The 16,636-nt window shown below is 47.3% G+C and carries 13 protein-coding genes; 7 read left to right on the forward strand and 6 right to left on the reverse strand.

Translation table 11 applies throughout. From position 1 onward, the window contains the following. Positions 1–61: 61 nt before the first annotated feature. The 5 genes from OX890_RS03975 to gmk form a co-directional block, all read right to left on the reverse strand. Complete coding sequence (locus OX890_RS03975; protein WP_268650130.1) at positions 62–1,726, reverse strand: AMP-binding protein; 1,665 nt, start codon at positions 1,724–1,726, stop codon at positions 62–64. Positions 1,727–1,952: 226 nt separating this feature from the next. Then, positions 1,953–2,336, reverse strand: a complete 384-nt coding sequence (locus OX890_RS03980) for a RidA family protein (RefSeq protein WP_006079838.1) — start codon at positions 2,334–2,336, stop codon at positions 1,953–1,955. 25 nt (positions 2,337–2,361) lie between these two features. Next, a complete protein-coding gene (gene spoT, locus OX890_RS03985; RefSeq protein ID WP_006079840.1) occupies positions 2,362–4,467 on the reverse strand; it encodes a bifunctional GTP diphosphokinase/guanosine-3',5'-bis pyrophosphate 3'-pyrophosphohydrolase in 2,106 nt (701 codons plus the stop codon). 45 nt (positions 4,468–4,512) lie between these two features. After that, the gene (gene rpoZ / locus OX890_RS03990; protein WP_006079841.1) at positions 4,513–4,791 is read right to left on the reverse strand and encodes a DNA-directed RNA polymerase subunit omega; all 279 of its coding nucleotides are present in this window, start codon (positions 4,789–4,791) and stop codon (positions 4,513–4,515) included. A 49-nt stretch (positions 4,792–4,840) separates the two neighbouring features. Then, complete coding sequence (gene gmk, locus OX890_RS03995; RefSeq protein WP_006079843.1) at positions 4,841–5,473, reverse strand: guanylate kinase; 633 nt, start codon at positions 5,471–5,473, stop codon at positions 4,841–4,843. A 252-nt stretch (positions 5,474–5,725) separates the two neighbouring features. Between gmk and OX890_RS04000 the strand changes: the two genes are divergently transcribed. The 4 genes from OX890_RS04000 to OX890_RS04015 all read left to right on the forward strand — a co-directional run bounded on the left by OX890_RS04000 (position 5,726) and on the right by OX890_RS04015 (position 11,104). Next, a complete protein-coding gene (locus OX890_RS04000; protein WP_268650131.1) occupies positions 5,726–7,369 on the forward strand; it encodes a hypothetical protein in 1,644 nt (547 codons plus the stop codon). 204 nt (positions 7,370–7,573) lie between these two features. After that, positions 7,574–8,446, forward strand: a complete 873-nt coding sequence (locus tag OX890_RS04005) for an NTP transferase domain-containing protein (RefSeq protein ID WP_268650132.1) — start codon at positions 7,574–7,576, stop codon at positions 8,444–8,446. Further along, positions 8,439–9,503, forward strand: coding sequence for a phosphotransferase enzyme family protein (locus OX890_RS04010; RefSeq protein WP_268650133.1), 1,065 nt, complete (start codon positions 8,439–8,441; stop codon positions 9,501–9,503). The genes OX890_RS04005 and OX890_RS04010 overlap by 8 nt, the downstream gene beginning before the upstream one ends. Positions 9,504–9,685: 182 nt before the next feature. After that, the gene (locus OX890_RS04015; protein ID WP_259484329.1) at positions 9,686–11,104 is read left to right on the forward strand and encodes an MFS transporter; all 1,419 of its coding nucleotides are present in this window, start codon (positions 9,686–9,688) and stop codon (positions 11,102–11,104) included. Positions 11,105–11,113: 9 nt separating this feature from the next. On the opposite strand, the gene OX890_RS04020 is transcribed toward OX890_RS04015, so the two are convergent. After that, positions 11,114–12,049 (reverse strand): sulfotransferase family protein, encoded by a 936-nt coding sequence (locus tag OX890_RS04020; protein WP_268650134.1) that lies wholly within the window; start codon positions 12,047–12,049, stop codon positions 11,114–11,116. A 693-nt stretch (positions 12,050–12,742) separates the two neighbouring features. Here OX890_RS04020 and OX890_RS04025 point away from each other — a divergent pair. From OX890_RS04025 to OX890_RS04030, 3 genes are all read left to right on the forward strand, one after another. Further along, entirely contained in the window at positions 12,743–13,864 is a 1,122-nt protein-coding gene (locus OX890_RS04025; protein WP_268650135.1) for a Fic family protein, read from the forward strand. Positions 13,865–14,424: 560 nt separating this feature from the next. After that, a complete protein-coding gene (locus tag OX890_RS21185) occupies positions 14,425–14,511 on the forward strand; it encodes a hypothetical protein (protein ID WP_375164159.1) in 87 nt (28 codons plus the stop codon). Positions 14,512–14,678: 167 nt separating this feature from the next. Then, positions 14,679–16,190, forward strand: coding sequence for an ATP-binding protein (locus OX890_RS04030; RefSeq protein ID WP_259563126.1), 1,512 nt, complete (start codon positions 14,679–14,681; stop codon positions 16,188–16,190). The last annotated feature ends 446 nt before the right edge of the window (positions 16,191–16,636 follow it).

Below are 16,636 nucleotides of genomic sequence, written 5' to 3' on the forward strand. Positions count from 1 at the left end.
ACGCCGAGGCGTGCTTGATTTGTGCCGATAACCATATTGGCCATCTCTCTGTTTAGTCGAGTTATTTTTGCGTTAACTCATCTTCCCAGCGAACTTGGGCGCCACGAATGCCATCAACTCGTTCGCTAAAGGCTTTTTCAAGCACATGGCGTTTGATCTTAAGCGTCGGCGTCAGCACATCGTTCTCAATCGTCCAAGGATCGTTAACTACGATAATCGCATCCACATGTTCGTGTGACTCTAAGTGCGGATTCACGCTATCGAGTGTCGCCTTGAGTGAAGTGCGGACTTCTTCGCGGGCCTGCAAACTAGCGCCTTCGGATAATTGCACTAATGCGACCGGGTGCGGCAGGCCTGAGCCAATCACGCAGATCAGTTCAACATGCGGGTCCTGCGCCAATTTACGTTCGATAGGCACGGGCGCGACATATTTACCCTTGGCGGTTTTGAAGTTGTCCTTCACTCGGCCGGTAATGGTCACGCAACCATCGGCATCAATAGAGCATAAATCGCCAGTGTGGAAGAAACCATCGGCGTCGAAGGCTGCCGCAGTGGCTTCGGGCTGTAGATAATAAGCCGTCATCAACCCTGGACTCTTAAGCAGCAGCTCACCATCTTCGCCTTGGCGGATTTGACAATCCTCAACCGGGCGACCCACAGTGCCAATTTTACGGGCATCGAAGGGATAGTTGATAATCGAGTAGGCGCAGTTTTCTGTCATGCCCCAAGCTTCACAGATATTCAGACCAATGCTGTGATACCAGTGGATCAGCGACGGCGGAATGGGCGCAGAGCCAGAGCCGAGTAAACGACAATGGTTCAAACCTAAGCCTTTATGGATTTTGTGTTTTACTAAGTTGCTGATTAACGGAATCTTCAGCAATAGATTCAGTTTACTAACACCAATTTTGTCTATGATGTTTTTCTGGAACAGGCTCCACAAACGCGGCACTGAGAAGAATACCGTCGGTTTTGCCCTTTGCACGTCGGCGACGAAGGAGTCGAGACTCTCGACGAAAGCGACCACACTACCTGAGTAGAAGGATGAACCTTCAATCGCGACGCGCTCTGTGATGTGCGCTAAAGGTAAATAGGATAACAGTCTGTCATTGCCGTCGGTGCGTAAATCACGCACTACCGCTTGGCAGGTCCAGCCATAGCTGGCGAAGGTTTGAATCGCGCCCTTAGGTTGGCCCGTCGAGCCAGAGGTATAGATAAGCGTCATCACTTGTTCAGGCGTCGGTAGCGGCGCATCAACTAGGGGATAACCTAGTTTAAGTAATTGTTCCCATTGATATTGGGCTGGCATTGTATCGTAGGGCATAGCAAGGCGTAGCAGCTCGCCGCCGACACCGGCTTCTTGGTCGGCCCAATGGTCGAGCTTGCCGAGGAAAATGGCTTTTGCACCGCTGTGTTGCAGCACATAGCGAATGGTATCTGTGTTGGCCGTTGGGTAAATCGGCACGCTGACATAGCCGCCGTGCATTAACGCGAGGTCGGTGATAAACCATTCGGCGCAGTTTTTAGAGAGTACGGCAATCTTATCACCGCGCTCTAGGCCTAGATGCTGTAAGGCACCGGCCAGTTGCTGCACTTTTTCTTGAACTTCGGCCCAAGTAAAATCAAGGAATTGACCCTTGATAGGTTGGCGTAAATAGACTTGATCCCCCTGAGTCTTAGCCCAGTGCGCCAGCATTTCAATTGGCGTCTTAATCGCTGTATCCATTGGCAATTCCCTGTTCTTTATTGTTATTTTGGCTGCACCCAGTATGGCGAGTTTTGTGAGCCCGCGCAAATAGTTTACAGGATTGTAAAATATGAGAATGGAGCCCAAAGCCTACAAGCTGAGTATGAAAATAAGATGAAGAGAATAGTAAGCGGAAACGAGGAGGGGGCGGCAACAAAAAAGGCGCCGCAGCGCCTTTTTGTTGGTTGAAGGGGAATGCGAGAGCTTACAGCTCCATCACGCCATCCATTTCAACTTGAGAATCCTTTGGCAATTGCTTCACGCCGATAGCTGCACGGGCAGGGTATGGCTGGCTGAAGTAACGGCTCATGATTTCATTCACTTTTGCAAAGTGGCTTAAATCAATCAGGAAGATGTTGAGCTTAACGATATCGTTGATTGAACCGCCCGCAGCAGTACAAACTGCCGTTAGGTTTTCAAATACTTGCACGACTTGCGCTTCAAAATCATCGCTGACAATTTGCATTGTGCTTGGCACAAGCGGAATTTGGCCGGATAAATACACTGTGCTGCCGACTTTGACGGCCTGTGAATAAGTGCCGATGGCCGCAGGGGCGTTTTCGGTCGCTATAATGATTTTTTCTGCCATGACGCTCTCTCTAATGTTGAGTTAATTAACGATTACGGGACGTACGCAGCACTTCGGGCAGTACCCTAATTCGGCGCATCACGTTGGCTAAATGGATCCTGTCTTTCACCGAAATCCGCAGGTTGATCAAATACACGCGGCCATCTCGTTCCTCTGTGCTGAGGTTGTGAATGTTCGAGCCTTCGGCGGCAATGATCGAGGTGATCTTCGCCAGTGCGCCTTGGTGGTTAACGATTTCGACCCGCAGGTTGGCTTGGTAATCAACGCCTTCGACATTATCCCATTGCACAGGAATGTACTTGTCAGGCTCGCCTTGATAACCACGAATGTTGGCGCAGTTTTCCATGTGCACCACTAAGCCCTTACCTTGGCTCACGTGGGCAATTACGGCATCACCAGGGATTGGGCGGCAACAGTTGGCGAAGGTAACGAGCATACCTTCGGCGCCACGAATTGGCATCATGTGGCCGTCGCGGCTTTCTTGATTCTCAAGATTATCGCCAATCAAACGCTGGGCGATAACGATGCTCATGGCATTGCCTAGGCCGATATCGGCGAGCAGTGAATCGAGCGTGGTATGTTTAGTATCGCGAATGACTTTTTCAATCTGCTCAGGCGGAATACTGTCGAGCTTAGTCTTGCCGAGCGCATGGTTGAGCAGGCGGCGACCGAGCGCAATCGCGTCATCACCCTTAAGGCTCTTTAGCACTTGGCGGATTTTGGCGCGGGCCTTACCTGTTACCACAAAGTTCAGCCAAGCGGCATTCGGACGTGCGCCTTTAGCGGTAATGATTTCAACGGTTTGGCCTGAAATTAACGGCTGGCTGAGCGGATACGCTTGGCGGTTAACGCGGGCACCGACGCAAGTATTACCCACATCTGTATGCACTTCGTAGGCAAAGTCTACCGCGGTGGCATTCACGGGTAATTCCAGAATGCGACCTTCAGGGGTGAACACATAAATCTCTTCTGGGAAGAGTTCCGTCTTCACGTTTTCAACGAATTCGAATGAGGTGCTGGCGCTTTGTTGTAATTCCAACAAGCTTTGCATCCACTTACGGGCACGCACTTGAGTCGTCGTGCCTTGGCCTGTTTGCGCACCGCCTTTGTAGGCCCAGTGTGCAGCGACCCCTTTGTCAGCCATCTGGTCCATATCTTCGGTACGAATTTGGATCTCAACGGGCACGCCGTGTGGACCAAACAAAGAGGTATGGAGAGACTGATAACCGTTGGCTTTAGGGATAGCGATATAATCTTTGAAACGACCGGGGCGAGGTTTATACAGTCCGTGCATGGCGCCGAGTACGCGATAACAAGTGTCGATGGAATCGACTATCACCCTAAAGGCGTAGATATCCATCACTTCTTGGAATTGCAGCTCTTTACTCTGCATTTTGTTATAGATGGAGTAGAGATTTTTCTCGCGGCCTTTAACTTTTCCTGGAATACCCGCATCGTTTAAGCGCGTATAAACAGCGGCTTCAATGCCTTGGATCAATTCTTTGCGATTGCCACGGGCGGCTTTAACGACTTCTTTAAGCACCCGATATCGCATGGGGTAATACGCTTGGAAACCTAAGTCTTCTAACTCTGTCTTGATGTTATGGATACCGAGACGGTTAGCGATGGGCGCGTAGATTTCTAAGGTTTCGCGGGCGATGCGGCGACGTTTGTCGGGACGCAGGGCACCTAAGGTACGCATATTGTGGGTTCTATCGGCAAGCTTGATGAGGATAACGCGGATATCCTGCGTCATCGCCATCATCATTTTACGGAAGTTTTCAGCCTGAGCTTCTTTCTTGTCGCGAAATTTTAGCTTATCGAGTTTTGACACGCCTTCGACGAGCTCGGCCACCGCGACACCGAATAGTTCGGCTAAATCGTCTTTGGTGACATGAGTATCTTCGATAGTGTCGTGGAGCAGTGCTGCCATCAGCGTCTCATGATCAAGACGCATGTCAGCAAGGATGCGGGCAACCGCAACCGGATGAGTAATATAAGGTTCGCCACTCGTGCGCATTTGCCCTTCGTGGGCATCGCGCGCAATCTGGTACGCCTGCTTGAGCAATTCTACCTGTTCGGGTTCTAAGTAACCGGAAGCAGACTCCTTTAGACCTTCAAACAGATACAAGTGGCAGCTCTCCTTTTACCTAAACAGGTGTTTACTCAACAACTCTTATAATGAACGGCCTTCAGCAATGGCTGAAACTGCTGCAATTTCAGCTGCTTCACGTTCACGTACCGTTTGACGCTCATCGGCATCTAAGGTGTGAGCGTTAACTAAACCTAGTTCGATTTCACGCAGGGCGATAACCGTTGGTTTGTCGTTCATCTCTTCAACCATAGGGTCTTTACCCTGCACGGCGATTTGGCGAGCACGACGCGCCGCAACCAAGATCATATCAAAACGGTTGCCGATTTGTTCTACGGCGTCTTCTACAGTTACGCGAGCCATGTGTTGAAACTCCAGTTTATCTAGGGAAAAAATGACGCAAAATTGTACACTATGACAGTTGGCCTGCCAACAGATCGTTAAGCATATCATTTTGCGCGTGGATCTGACTAGCACAGGTTAAGCGCTGACTGCGAATGATGGCACGCAAATCAGCTAACGCAGTGTCAAAATCGTCGTTGACGATAATAAAATCATATTCTTTATAGTGGGACATTTCCGATACGGCTTGTGCCATACGGCTGGCGATCACATCGCTACTGTCTTGTCCACGGCCAGTGAGGCGGCGTTCTAGCTCGGCTTTCGAGGGTGGCAGAATAAACACACCAACGGCATCGGGCATCACAGCTTTCACTTGCTCGGCACCTTGCCAGTCGATATCGAGGAAAACATCGATACCTTGGGTGAGCGTATGTTCAATCACATGGCGCGAGGTACCATAGTAATTGCCGAACACTTCTGCCCATTCAAAAAAGGCATTTTCAGCAATTAACGCTTTGAATTGTTCAACATTAACGAAGTGATAGTGTTGACCATCGACTTCACCTGGGCGTGGCGCGCGGGTGGTATGTGATACCGAAACCTGCATGTCAGCGGGCTTGTCTTTAAGCAAGGCCGAGATCAGCGAGGATTTACCTGCGCCACTTGGCGCCGACACAATAAATAAATTTCCGCGTGCGGTCATGAGCTAAATATCCAATTGGTTAACGCAAGAAGGGCCCAGAAAGCCGAGCATTATACCGATTTTGACCATAGAAATACTAGGGCTTGTAGGCCAGCAATTTAAGCCTATTTTAGATTTACTTCGATATTATGCGCATTTTTATCCGACTAGGGTCGTAGGCACTGACAATTGCGGGTAAATTGGTTACGCTCGTGCGAATAAGGCAATGAGTGTCTTTTTGTATCTCGTTTTTACAACAATAAAGGAAGGGTCGTGCTGTTAAAATCTCTTTTCTGCCTTCACGGGCGTGATTCTCGTCCCCGCTTTGTCGCAATCAGTGTTGGCGTTTACGTCTGTATTGCACTTGCCGCCGCTGCTTTTGGGGCTAATTTCCTGATGTATTTACTGGCATTGTTGGGCTTACCTTTATTAGGGCTCGCCAGTTTGCGTCGTTTGGCCGATGCCGATAAGTCAAAAGGCTTGATTGGCGTATTCCTATTACCCTTATTTATTTTCATCGGGCTGTTAACGGCCGATGTGCATATTGCCTTGATCGGCTTGAGTTTAGTGTTAGCCGCTGGATTGACGTTTTGGGGCTGGCGTTTACCTGCGCCAACCATAGTCGATTATCGCTACGGTTATTTCGGCCCTGAGCTGGATGCGCCAACATCGCAGGCTATGCCTAGGCGCCGTGTGGAGCCGACGATCGTTCCAAAGGCGGCTAAAGAGATAGAAACTCAAGATGTTGCCGCAAGACAGGCAGCTAAATCGACCGCCCATGTTCAAGCGCAGCCTCAAGTTGAGCGACATGAGCCGCATGTTGAGCAGTCGCATGCACAGGCCATTAGTGCCGCAACGGCCTCTGAGCCTGAGGTGGATTTATCTGCCCATGTTGAACCCATTGTCTCTGAACCAATAGTCGCTGAATCTAATGTTGCAGAACCTATTGTCGCCTCGACTATGAGCGCGGCGGATGCCGAACTTGAAGCTCAGCGCCAAGATGAACTGCGTTTTGATGCCCTTACTCGGATGACGCAAAATCCTGCCGATTTTGTGGTGCCCGACAGTCATGCGGATTTTCGCCCCGCTAACACCAGTCGTATCGAACAGACCAATATTGATTTAGTCGACGTTGATGTCGCTAATGTTGATTTAAAACATGTCGACTTTAACGCGGCCCAATTAGATCCTGCCGAACGCAGTACAGAACCGGGTTGGCGTTTTGCCGCCGAAGAAGATGACGAGCCGGACAGCTTTAACGATCAAGATCATGCCGAAGAAGTGCGTCAACGCCGCGCAGAAGCGAAAGATTCTGGCTCGATGACCGAGCTGTTTCGCGGTTTGTTCGAGTTTTTAGCGCCGCTGAAACGTTTCTTCGTACTGCCTAAGATTAAGCTGCCTAAACTGGAACGCCGTTATTGGCGTCCTGCGGGGATAGGTTGTGGTGTTGTGGTCTTGCTCGCCTTGGTTTGGGGCCTTTGGCCAAGTGGCGACGCTGAGACGGGCGACGGGGCAGACGTGGTAACGGTTAACGCGATTGCGCCCTATGCGGGTGAGCGGGTGACGCTCGCGTTACCTGACGGCTTTTCTGTGGCGCTTGAGGATGACATCTTGATTATGCGTTGGCTCGGTGAGAAAGGTAAAGCGCAAAACCTGTGGTCCTTAGCTACGGCAAAGGGCGATAAAACCTGTAGCCTGTTGTCCTTTAATAATGGCACTGACTACCGCCCTGTGACTGTGGATTTGAAAGCCGACTCAGCAACCGAAGCGCGATTCACCCCACTCGACACCCAAGCCATCATAGTGGACCTTGCGCGCCGTGGAAGTATCAGCTTGTGTGGTTATAAGTTCAGCCTTAAGGGCAGCCAAGCGATATTAGAACAGAATCGCACTTTTGGTGATTACATCGCGCGCTGATTTAGACTGCAAGTTAGGTCGCAGCTTAGGTCAGCAACTTAAGTCGATAAAATTTCTGCTTAAATGCTAGTCACAATTAGAGGGGTAGATTACACTTTTGCTCCTCTTTTTCTCAAACCGCGTTTTAAATGCGTTATGCCTTGGTATTAGGCGCGGCGGTTTGGGGAAACATCTTTAAATTTGAACTGAATATATCAATCCAGCATGAATACAGAATTGACCTTAGTCATTATGGCTGCAGGGCTAGGTAGTCGTTTCGGCGGCGATAAGCAATTGGCAGCGCTCGGTCCAGCTGGCGAACCCATGTTGGTGTTATCGATCATGTCGGCTATTCGCAGTGGCTTTCAGCGTGCTGTGCTGGTGATCCGCCCAGAGTTAGAAACTGAATTAACTGAGATACTGACACGGTTTTTACCCGCCGATTTTGCCTATCATTTTTGCTATCAAGCCTTAACGGATTTACCCGAGGCGGCGCAGCTGGCTGATATCAGTCACAGGCTAAAACCTTGGGGTACGGCCCATGCACTGTGGAGTGCACGCCATCTCGTTAAAGGACCAATGGCCGTTATCAATGCCGATGATTTTTATGGTGATAGCGCATTTGCCTCGTTAGCCAAAGGCTTAAGCATGAGACCGACAGAGTGGATGATGGTGGCCTATCCCATAGAACTCACATTGTCGGAGCACGGCGGTGTTAACCGGGGTCTGTGCCAGGTGGAAAATGGTCAGCTTAAATCGGTTGCCGAATGGCTCAATATCGCCGAGCAAGCAGGCGAATTGGTGGGTGATGGCCCACAGGGGCATGCGAGTTTGCCGCCAGCGTCCTTGGTATCTATGACATGCTGGGGCTTCTCCCCAAGCATATTTGATGTTATTAAACGTGAATTAACCGAATTTATCGGGCAACAGGGTCAACAACCTAAGTCTGAATGTTACTTGCCCGCCATAGTACAAGCGGGCATTGAGCAAGGTTTGCCTGTCTATGTCGATGTTGCCTGTGAGCCTTGGCTCGGCGTGACTTATCCGCAGGACACTGTCTGGGTAAAACAAAAATTAACGGAGTTATTGAGTGATTAAACTCATCAGGCAGTCAGTGTTGCCTCATTTTGGTATTGAAGCCGCCGAGGCAAAAATTTCTGCCCTCGGTAATGGCCACATCAATGACACCCTTTTGGTGCGCTGGCCAGCGGGCGAATTAGTATTGCAGCGTATTAATACTGAGGTATTTAAAACGCCCAACGCTTTGGTCAGCAATGCCGATAAAATCAGCCATCATTTATGCGCTAAGTCGTTGCAGCAACAATACGGCCTGAAAGTCGTTAGCCCTTGTTTAACCCAAGAGGGTGAATTGGCTATTGATTTAGGTGAACAAGGATTTTGGCGCGCGATCAGTTACTTGCCCCATAGTCTCAGCATCGAAGTGGTTAAGTCGGAACAAGAAGCAGAAATGGCGGCTAAGGCTTTTGGTCACTTTGCCTCAGCCTTGAGTGACTTTGATGCGACTCAGCTCGAAGATGTGATCCCCCAGTTTCACCATTTACCGGGACGCATGACTTTGTTGCAACAGGCCGCCGAACTCGATAGCCAACACCGCCTAGATCTTTGCCGTCATTGGGTCGATTACGCGTTATCTCAGCAGGCTTTGCTGGATGAACTCGCGGAAATATCGCCAAAGCTGCCGCTGCGAATTTGTCATAACGACACTAAAATCAATAATATGCTTTTCGATAAACGCGACATGTCCAGTATGGCGATTATCGATTTAGATACCTGCATGAAAGGTCATCTGATGTATGACTTCGGCGATATGGTTCGCACCTTCTGCTCGCCAGAGGAAGAAGACTCAACGGCCTTGGATAAAGTCGAAGTGCGCCAAGATATCTTCGCTGCGATTTGCCGTGGCTACTTGAGCGAGTTGGGTGACGTCTTAACGGAAGACGAAAAACGCAGTCTATGGCTTGGCGCGCGGGTGATTTGTTTGATGATAGGCGTGCGTTTTTTAACGGATTATCTTAACGGTGATGTGTATTTCCACATCCACCGCGAAGGCCACAATCTGGACCGCGCCGCCAATCAGTTTACCCTGTACCAAAGTTTGCTCGACCAAGAGACGGTACTTAAAGCCCATTTCTAAGTCAGGATATGGATCTTGGTGATTGTGCCAGTTTATAGATCCAATGCACTGATAAACAAAACGCCCAAGGCTTTGCTTTGGGCGTTTTGCTTTAATACGATTGCTTTAAGCCCTAGGCAGATGGCATTTCATCCGACATAATCGAGCAATATCCCTTAATATTCTATGGATTTGTGCTTGGTATGGATTCACCTGTGGCGCAGCCGTTAGTCACTTGTTCACGGCGCAGCGAACGTAACTCTTGGTTAAGATGTACCCTGCGTCGCTCGCAGCAGGAAGCGGTTGCCTCGTCTATGATGACGGCGACCAGCGATAACTTCTTCAATGCCTACGCTATTTTTCTCGGTGCCAGCCTAGCGCAGATGGGCTTTGTCACGGGGTTACCTCAGCTTTTTGGCGCTATCTCCCAGCTTTTATCTGTCTGGCTCGCCAGCCATTTCTCCCGCCGAACTTTTATCGTCTTTTGCGCCGCCTTTCAGGCCTGTGTTGTGCTGGCGATGGGCGCGTTAGCCGCTTTTGGCCCTGAACATGCGGTGTGGATCTTTATCGCTTTAGCTGTTGGTTACCATGGCTTTATTAATCTAATTCAACCCCATTGGCGGGCGTGGATGGGCTCTATTGTTCCCGAACGGCGCCGTGGCACTTTTTTCGCCGCGCGCACTCGGCTCACTATGGGCGCATCTTTGAGTGTGTTCTTTATTGGCGGCGGCATACTCACCTTAACCGACTCGATGCAGATGGCGTGGCTGGGCTTTAGTCTGCTGTTTTCTATCGCGGCGATGGGGCGGTTTGTGTCGGCTTGGTTACTGCTGCAGATGCACGATCCCGATCCGCGTGAGCCCAAACAGCGCGGCGTATTTTTGCAGACGATTGGTCATTTTCGTGAGGCGTGGAAGGATAAAACTTTTCGTCAGTACAGTTTATTTGTCGCCAGTATGCAGGGCATGGTGGCGATCTCGGCACCATTTTTTGCCGTTTACATGTTGGAAGGCTTGAAGTTTACTTATCTCGAATTTGTATTCGCCAGTGTGGCTTCGATAGCGACTCAATTTGTCACCTTGCGATTTTGGGGTCGCTTTAGCGATCAATTCGGCAATCGTTTAGTGATGATCATCACCAGTTGTATGATCCCAAGCTTGCCGCTGATGTGGCTATTCTCGGATAACTATCTGTATATCTTAGCTATTCAAGCTTTCTCTGGCTTGGCGTGGAGCGGCTTCACCTTAAGTACGGCAAATTACCTTTATGATATCCGCCCCTTTCGCAGTGACTTTGCGACCTACGCCGCTTTGCAAGCAGCCTTGAGTGCGGCCTGTGTATTTGTTGGCGCGATATTGGGCGGCACTATTGCCTCCCATGCGGCGGATTTTTTAGTCTGGTCGGGTTGGGATAGCGTGTTATCGAGCCCTATCTTCGTGGTGTTTTTAGTCTCGACCGTACTGCGTGCCTTAGTGACACTCTGGTTTATTCCGCGCTCGGTCGAACCTAAAGTGCGTCCAAGGCCGCAGCTACTGCAACTTATCTTCCGTATCCGCGGCTTTAATGCCATTTCGGGCGTGAGCCTCGATTGGCTCACTGTGGTAAAACGCCGCAAGCAATAGGGCGTACAGCTAAAGCGTATAGTCGAAAAACTTACGGCTTTGCGGGCCAGCGCTATTACTGTTCACCTTATTGGGATGTTTATATTCATGCCAAGCCGCGACGTGTGTACCAGCGTTTAATTTAGGGAAATCCAGTCCATGCTCGCTGGTGTTGACTGGCTGTGGTTGGACGGCGGCCTTTGCCTGACTCGTTCCTTCCTGTGATATCTGGTTTGGTGCACTTTTTATTTGAGAGTCCGAGAGCGCCCTATCCGTCACTTGGCCTAAGGTTGGGCAATCCGTGGTTAACCCCAAAAATTGCAACAAGCGACTCAAGCTCCCCGCATGGCTTATGTCGAGTGAGATAAAATCTTCTCGGCCATGAAAGTAAGCGAGCACTTCGTTTTGATGCCTTTGATAACAAGCAATAAGATGTGCCTCGTCTACGGGATCCGCCACTTTATCGATAGCAAACGTGTGCCGAAAGCTGCGTTTCATAATCGGGTGGAATCGCCCCGATTTTGCTTCTAAATGCGGCAGCATTTTACCTAGCAGCATTTGCATTGAAGGCACCCACTTCGCCATATCACGCTCGAGGTAGACAAATTTGGCCTGCGGGAATAGATCATCAAGCTGCCGATAATCACTAAAACAGGGCACATCAGAAATCGCATCGGCCAACATAAACGCCTGTTTAGTAAAGGCCATGTGCGCCACTTTAAGCCCTTGCTCCAACAACGCCACACTCACACTCGTCGTGCCCGTACGCGGCAAACCTATGATAAAGACCTTCTGTTTTTCTACACTTGCCTGTTCACCATCGAGCGTATTCGACTTTGCCGGATTCATCTCATCTGGCGTGGCAATCTGTGAATTGCCAATATGTTGTGCATCAACAGTACGCTGTGCATTAGCTGTACATTGTGCGTGAGTAGAGGCTGGTGAGTTGTTGGCATTATCAGGCATAGATTGGGCTCAGAATGTGTGTGCAAGTGGTGCGGTGTAAGCAATGAGTTTTCACATCGGCGTTTCGCATTGGCGTGTCAAATCAGCGGCGACAGTATATCTCAGCATGAAGGCTTTGTCGGTAGTATACCCAAACAACCTGAAGATGCAGGATTCAGCGGGAGTTTAACGCACTTTAGGCAAGGCCATTTATTGCTCCTGCATAAATGGCATTCACGCCATCCATGGCGATTGCGGTTATTTGCAGACCTAGCGGGCTAAGTTAAAAATAACCAACACAGCATAAAGTGCGTTAAAACCCGCCGGGACGGAGCGCCTAGGGCACTCCACTTCCGTGTTGCATCAATTCAAAAGGTGGCCGACATTCTGTCATTGATGCGCCTTGAATTGAATCACCCTAGACGCTCTGAAACTCGTATATTCAGGTAGCTTGGGTATATACATAAAAGTCACGAACAACGGCAATGCGCCACAGTATTGTATGGCCGCTGTACGATAAAAATGGATGACCACAAGGCTTAGAAACGAGATCCCAGATTACCAACAAGGCTCATTTCCCTGCATTGGATAGCATGTTGGTATTAATGAGGCGATTAGTAGCGCTATTCGACTCATAATGTGAGGCGAATATACTTGTTAATCGCCTCATTGTGTGAGTAGAATAGACTTGTTATTTGACTCGTGGGGTAAGATATGTGGATTTGGCAGCAAGCTGATTGGCCTAAGTTTCATTGGAATACCAGCAGCATTGATGCCTTGCTGCGTCAGGTCTATTTCAATCAGGGCCAGCTGCTTGGCAAGCAAATGCTAAGTCACGACGACAGTCTGTTAACGTCAGACGCTGCACTCGACACCTTACTCGCTAACATTATCCATTCCAGTGCCATCGAAGGTGAAAAGCTCAATGCTGCTTCAGTGCGCTCATCCTTAGCTAAAAAACTCGGAGTGACTGAAGATAAACCGTATCCGACAACAGCGCAAACCGATGGTTTAGCTGACATTATGCTCGATGCCTTAAAAAATTTAGAGACTGAATTAACCCTCGAACGGATATTGGGCTGGCATCAGCAGTTATTTCCGCTGGGTTACACATTACTTAACCCTGTTATTGGTGGAACGCTGCGTGGCGATACACCTATGCAGGTTGTCTCTGGCCGCATTGATAAACCAACGGTGCATTTTGAGGTACCCTCTAGATCGGCATTGGATACTGAACTCTCGCAGTTCATCGAATGGTTTAATGCTTCACGGCAAGCGCAGGTTTTAGATCCGCTTATCCGTGCGGCGATAACACATCTTTGGTTTGTTACTCTGCATCCACTTGATGATGGTAATGGGCGTATCACGCGTTTATTGACTGATTTAGCTTTGGCGCAAGCGGAGAAGCGCTCGATTCGTTTTTACGCTATGTCGGTCAGTATTCTTGCCCGTCGCCAAGCCTACTATGACATTTTAGAGTCCACTCAACGGGGCGATGTAGATATTACTCCTTGGTTAGTCTGGTTTTTTGAAACCCTCAATGACTGCTTACTCAATGCGATGGCAGATGTGAGCAGAACGCTGTCGAAAACTCAGTATTGGCAAAGTGTCGACCAATCTTTATTGAGTCAGGAGCAAGCTAAAGTGCTCAATCGGATGTTAGACGGCGATTTTGAACTAGGGATTAATAGTAGCCAGTACCAAAAAGTCGCGAAGGTGAGTCGCGCCACCGCCACCCGTCATCTTGCTCAAATGGTTGAACAGCGGTTTTTAGTTAAAGCCGACGCCGGCGGCCGAAGTACCAGATACTTATTGCCACTCAGTATGAAACAATGAAGGTTAGGCATGTTATCAAGCACTTGCATTCCAGTGACTCGCAGCAAGTCCATCCCTGGATGCTCAATCGTGACGTCCTGTCACGGATGGTCACTTCCATGCTAGTGCCTAATCCTGTTAGCCTTAGCGCATTTCTGTTAGCCAGTATAACCAATCGCTTAATAGAAATTTGAGATAGATACTGGTCTAAAGCCGATGTCAGCGGCCGAAGTACAAGGTACTTATTGCCGAGTGGGAAATAGAGGCAAGTTTACCTTTGTGGTGGTGCTCAATGATCACTTGCCGAACATCTTTCCCGTGTGTAATGACGGCCTATGTCGTAAGTAATCGATTAGTTTATGTCATAGGCATAATGCCTCCTTATTTCAAAAAACAGCTGGTGGACTCAATGCCACTAGCTGCTTAGCTGTGCCATAAATTAGTTACAGCAAAGAGATAATATATGTGAGAATTAGTGCGTCCTGTTTGTATGTAATTGATCAATAATTTTTTTAGGCGAAGCCCATGTTGTGATTTAAGTTGAGGTATTCACTATGAGATTAATTAAACAGAAAGAAGTAATGGATTGTATAGGGCTGGACCGTTCAACTATCTACAGCTATGTGTTATTGGCTAAAGAGGGCTGTAACAGCCTTTATATGGGTTGAAAGAGGCCTGAAGGACTGGATTTTAGAACGGATTACCGATCAAATCGTCAAAAAACAGTAAATCATTCGAAAAGAATTAAAAATTGATGAATAAAAGTATGGATATTTAGTCGTTTAATGGTAAGAATGCGTAGTAACCCTATAATTTATGGTGCAATTTTGGAGCTATGTTGCCTAACTGTACGAATGTAATTGATGCGACACCTAAGGCTGACTTTCTAATTAAGTCTATTGCTGAGCAGGGATATACCCTTGAAGCTGCAATTGCTGACTTAATCGATAACTCAGTTACTGCTAACTCTAATGTAATCCAAGTATTGCTAGATTCAGACATCGAGCCATTTCAGTTGTTTTTAGCTGACAATGGCGATGGCATGTCGATTGATGAGCTGATCCATAACATGCAATTTCCAAGTTCGAATCCAGAGGGGGAGAGAGCTCAGTTTGATTTAGGGCGGTTTGGTCTTGGGATGAAGGCGGCTTCATTCTCTCAGACTCGGAAATTTACTGTATTGTCGAGAAAACGAGGAGAAGAGGATTACCATGGACTAACTTGGGATGTCGATCACTTAGTAAAAACCAAGTCGTGGGAGATAGTAGTTAATAACCAAGCTGAAATTAATCAACTTTTAAGTGATTTTAATAAGTTAAACAATGAGTTTAACAGTCAAGTTTCAGAGTTTTCTCCAAATACAATAGTTATTTGGTCAGGGCTTTATAAGTTTGAAAAATATCTTAAAGAGCATAATAGGAAAAAGGCATTACATAGAGAAATCGTTCAAAATACCACAGAACATTTGGGGATTATTTTCCATAGGTTTTTAGAAAACCCTGAAAACCCATTAACTATTAGGGTTAATAATTCACATATTAGGTCGTTCAACCCATTCCCTGAAAGTAAACAAAGCCTTAGAAAACTTGAGTTTAGGCAAAAGGACTTCGGTAAAGACAACATAAAATTAGAAGGGTTTATTTTACCCTCATCCAGTATTAAAGACTCACAACAACCAGGTAACACTTGGACACCCTCTAATAAAAGCCTGTTAGATATGGAAGGTGTATATATCTATCGCGCAAATCGGTTGATAATTTATGGTGGTTGGAATGGCTTAATCAGAAAGGCTCCTAGACTTCAACTGGCTAGGTTAAGAGTCGATATCGGAAATAAAGCTGATCATTTACTCCACTTAAATGTAGCTAAATCTCAAGTCATGATCCCTCATGACCTAATTAAAGCTTTTAAAGGGTATGTTGAAGAACTAACGGCTGAAGCTGAAAAGGAGTTTTACAATAGGGGGATAAAGAAATTTGATCATAGCCCAAGTGATAAAGAAGCCAAGTTTCTTCGAAAAATTCATTCTAACAAAGGCCCGTTACTAGAGATGAATTACGAATTTCCGTTACTGAATGATTTGGTGGGTTCATGTAACTCAGAACAAAAAACCAAGTTAAATTTGTTAGTTAGAATGATCAATACCACTATCAATAAAATTAGAGATACGCATGAAGACGTACCTTTTTATAAATGCGAAGAAACTAAAAACATTAATTTTGGTGAAGCCATCTTGAACCTTAGAAAAAATGGCTACAGCAATGATTTTATTAAGAAAAATCTCATCAGTGAACTAGGTATAGACTTAACGACGTTACCTACTGATATTCTTGAAATACTGGAGTAATAGATATGGATAACTATCGCTTTAAATACCAAGATGCAATCAAAGATAAAATTAAAGAGCACTTAAAAACAGCTAGTTTTGAATCTTTAGACGAAGTACGTTCAGAGTTAGCAGATAGAATCTTTTCTAGTTTAGCAATCGTTGCAGAGCATTTAAACTGGCCGAATATAGATAGAGAAACCTTTGAAAGTTACTTCGAAGTTGTTAGAAAAGAGGTTCAATCAAATCATGTAACAACAATCAAAGCCCCCAATCTTTTATCAAAGAATAAATCAACTTGGCTAAATGATTCTAGAGAAAATGAAATAAAATGGAATTACACTGAAAGGTACTTAGAGTATTTGCGGGGGCAAGGGCGTTCAGAATCAGTAGTAGAAGAAATTAAAAACTCGAGCTATAAAATTTTAAGTAAATTGGCGGACCCTAAGAGTCAATCTTCTACTTTT

Origin of the sequence: Shewanella sp. DAU305 (genome assembly GCF_026802235.1) — a bacterium.
Classification (GTDB): Bacteria; Pseudomonadota; Gammaproteobacteria; order Enterobacterales; family Shewanellaceae; genus Shewanella; species Shewanella baltica.

What these genes read in the sequence shown, in the direction of transcription:
- OX890_RS04005 (WP_268650132.1), top strand. Translation starts at nt 7,574, where the DNA reads ATGAATACAGAATTGACCTTAGTCATTATGGCTGCAGGGCTAGGTAGT.
- OX890_RS04015 (WP_259484329.1), top strand. Translation starts at nt 9,686, where the DNA reads ATGGATTCACCTGTGGCGCAGCCGTTAGTCACTTGTTCACGGCGCAGC.
- gmk (WP_006079843.1), bottom strand. Translation starts at nt 5,473, where the DNA reads ATGACCGCACGCGGAAATTTATTTATTGTGTCGGCGCCAAGTGGCGCA.
- OX890_RS04030 (WP_259563126.1), top strand. Translation starts at nt 14,679, where the DNA reads ATGTTGCCTAACTGTACGAATGTAATTGATGCGACACCTAAGGCTGAC.
- rpoZ (WP_006079841.1), bottom strand. Translation starts at nt 4,791, where the DNA reads ATGGCTCGCGTAACTGTAGAAGACGCCGTAGAACAAATCGGCAACCGT.
- OX890_RS21185 (WP_375164159.1), top strand. Translation starts at nt 14,425, where the DNA reads ATGGATTGTATAGGGCTGGACCGTTCAACTATCTACAGCTATGTGTTA.
- OX890_RS03975 (WP_268650130.1), bottom strand. Translation starts at nt 1,726, where the DNA reads ATGGATACAGCGATTAAGACGCCAATTGAAATGCTGGCGCACTGGGCT.
- OX890_RS04020 (WP_268650134.1), bottom strand. Translation starts at nt 12,049, where the DNA reads ATGCCTGATAATGCCAACAACTCACCAGCCTCTACTCACGCACAATGT.
- OX890_RS04025 (WP_268650135.1), top strand. Translation starts at nt 12,743, where the DNA reads ATGTGGATTTGGCAGCAAGCTGATTGGCCTAAGTTTCATTGGAATACC.
- OX890_RS03980 (WP_006079838.1), bottom strand. Translation starts at nt 2,336, where the DNA reads ATGGCAGAAAAAATCATTATAGCGACCGAAAACGCCCCTGCGGCCATC.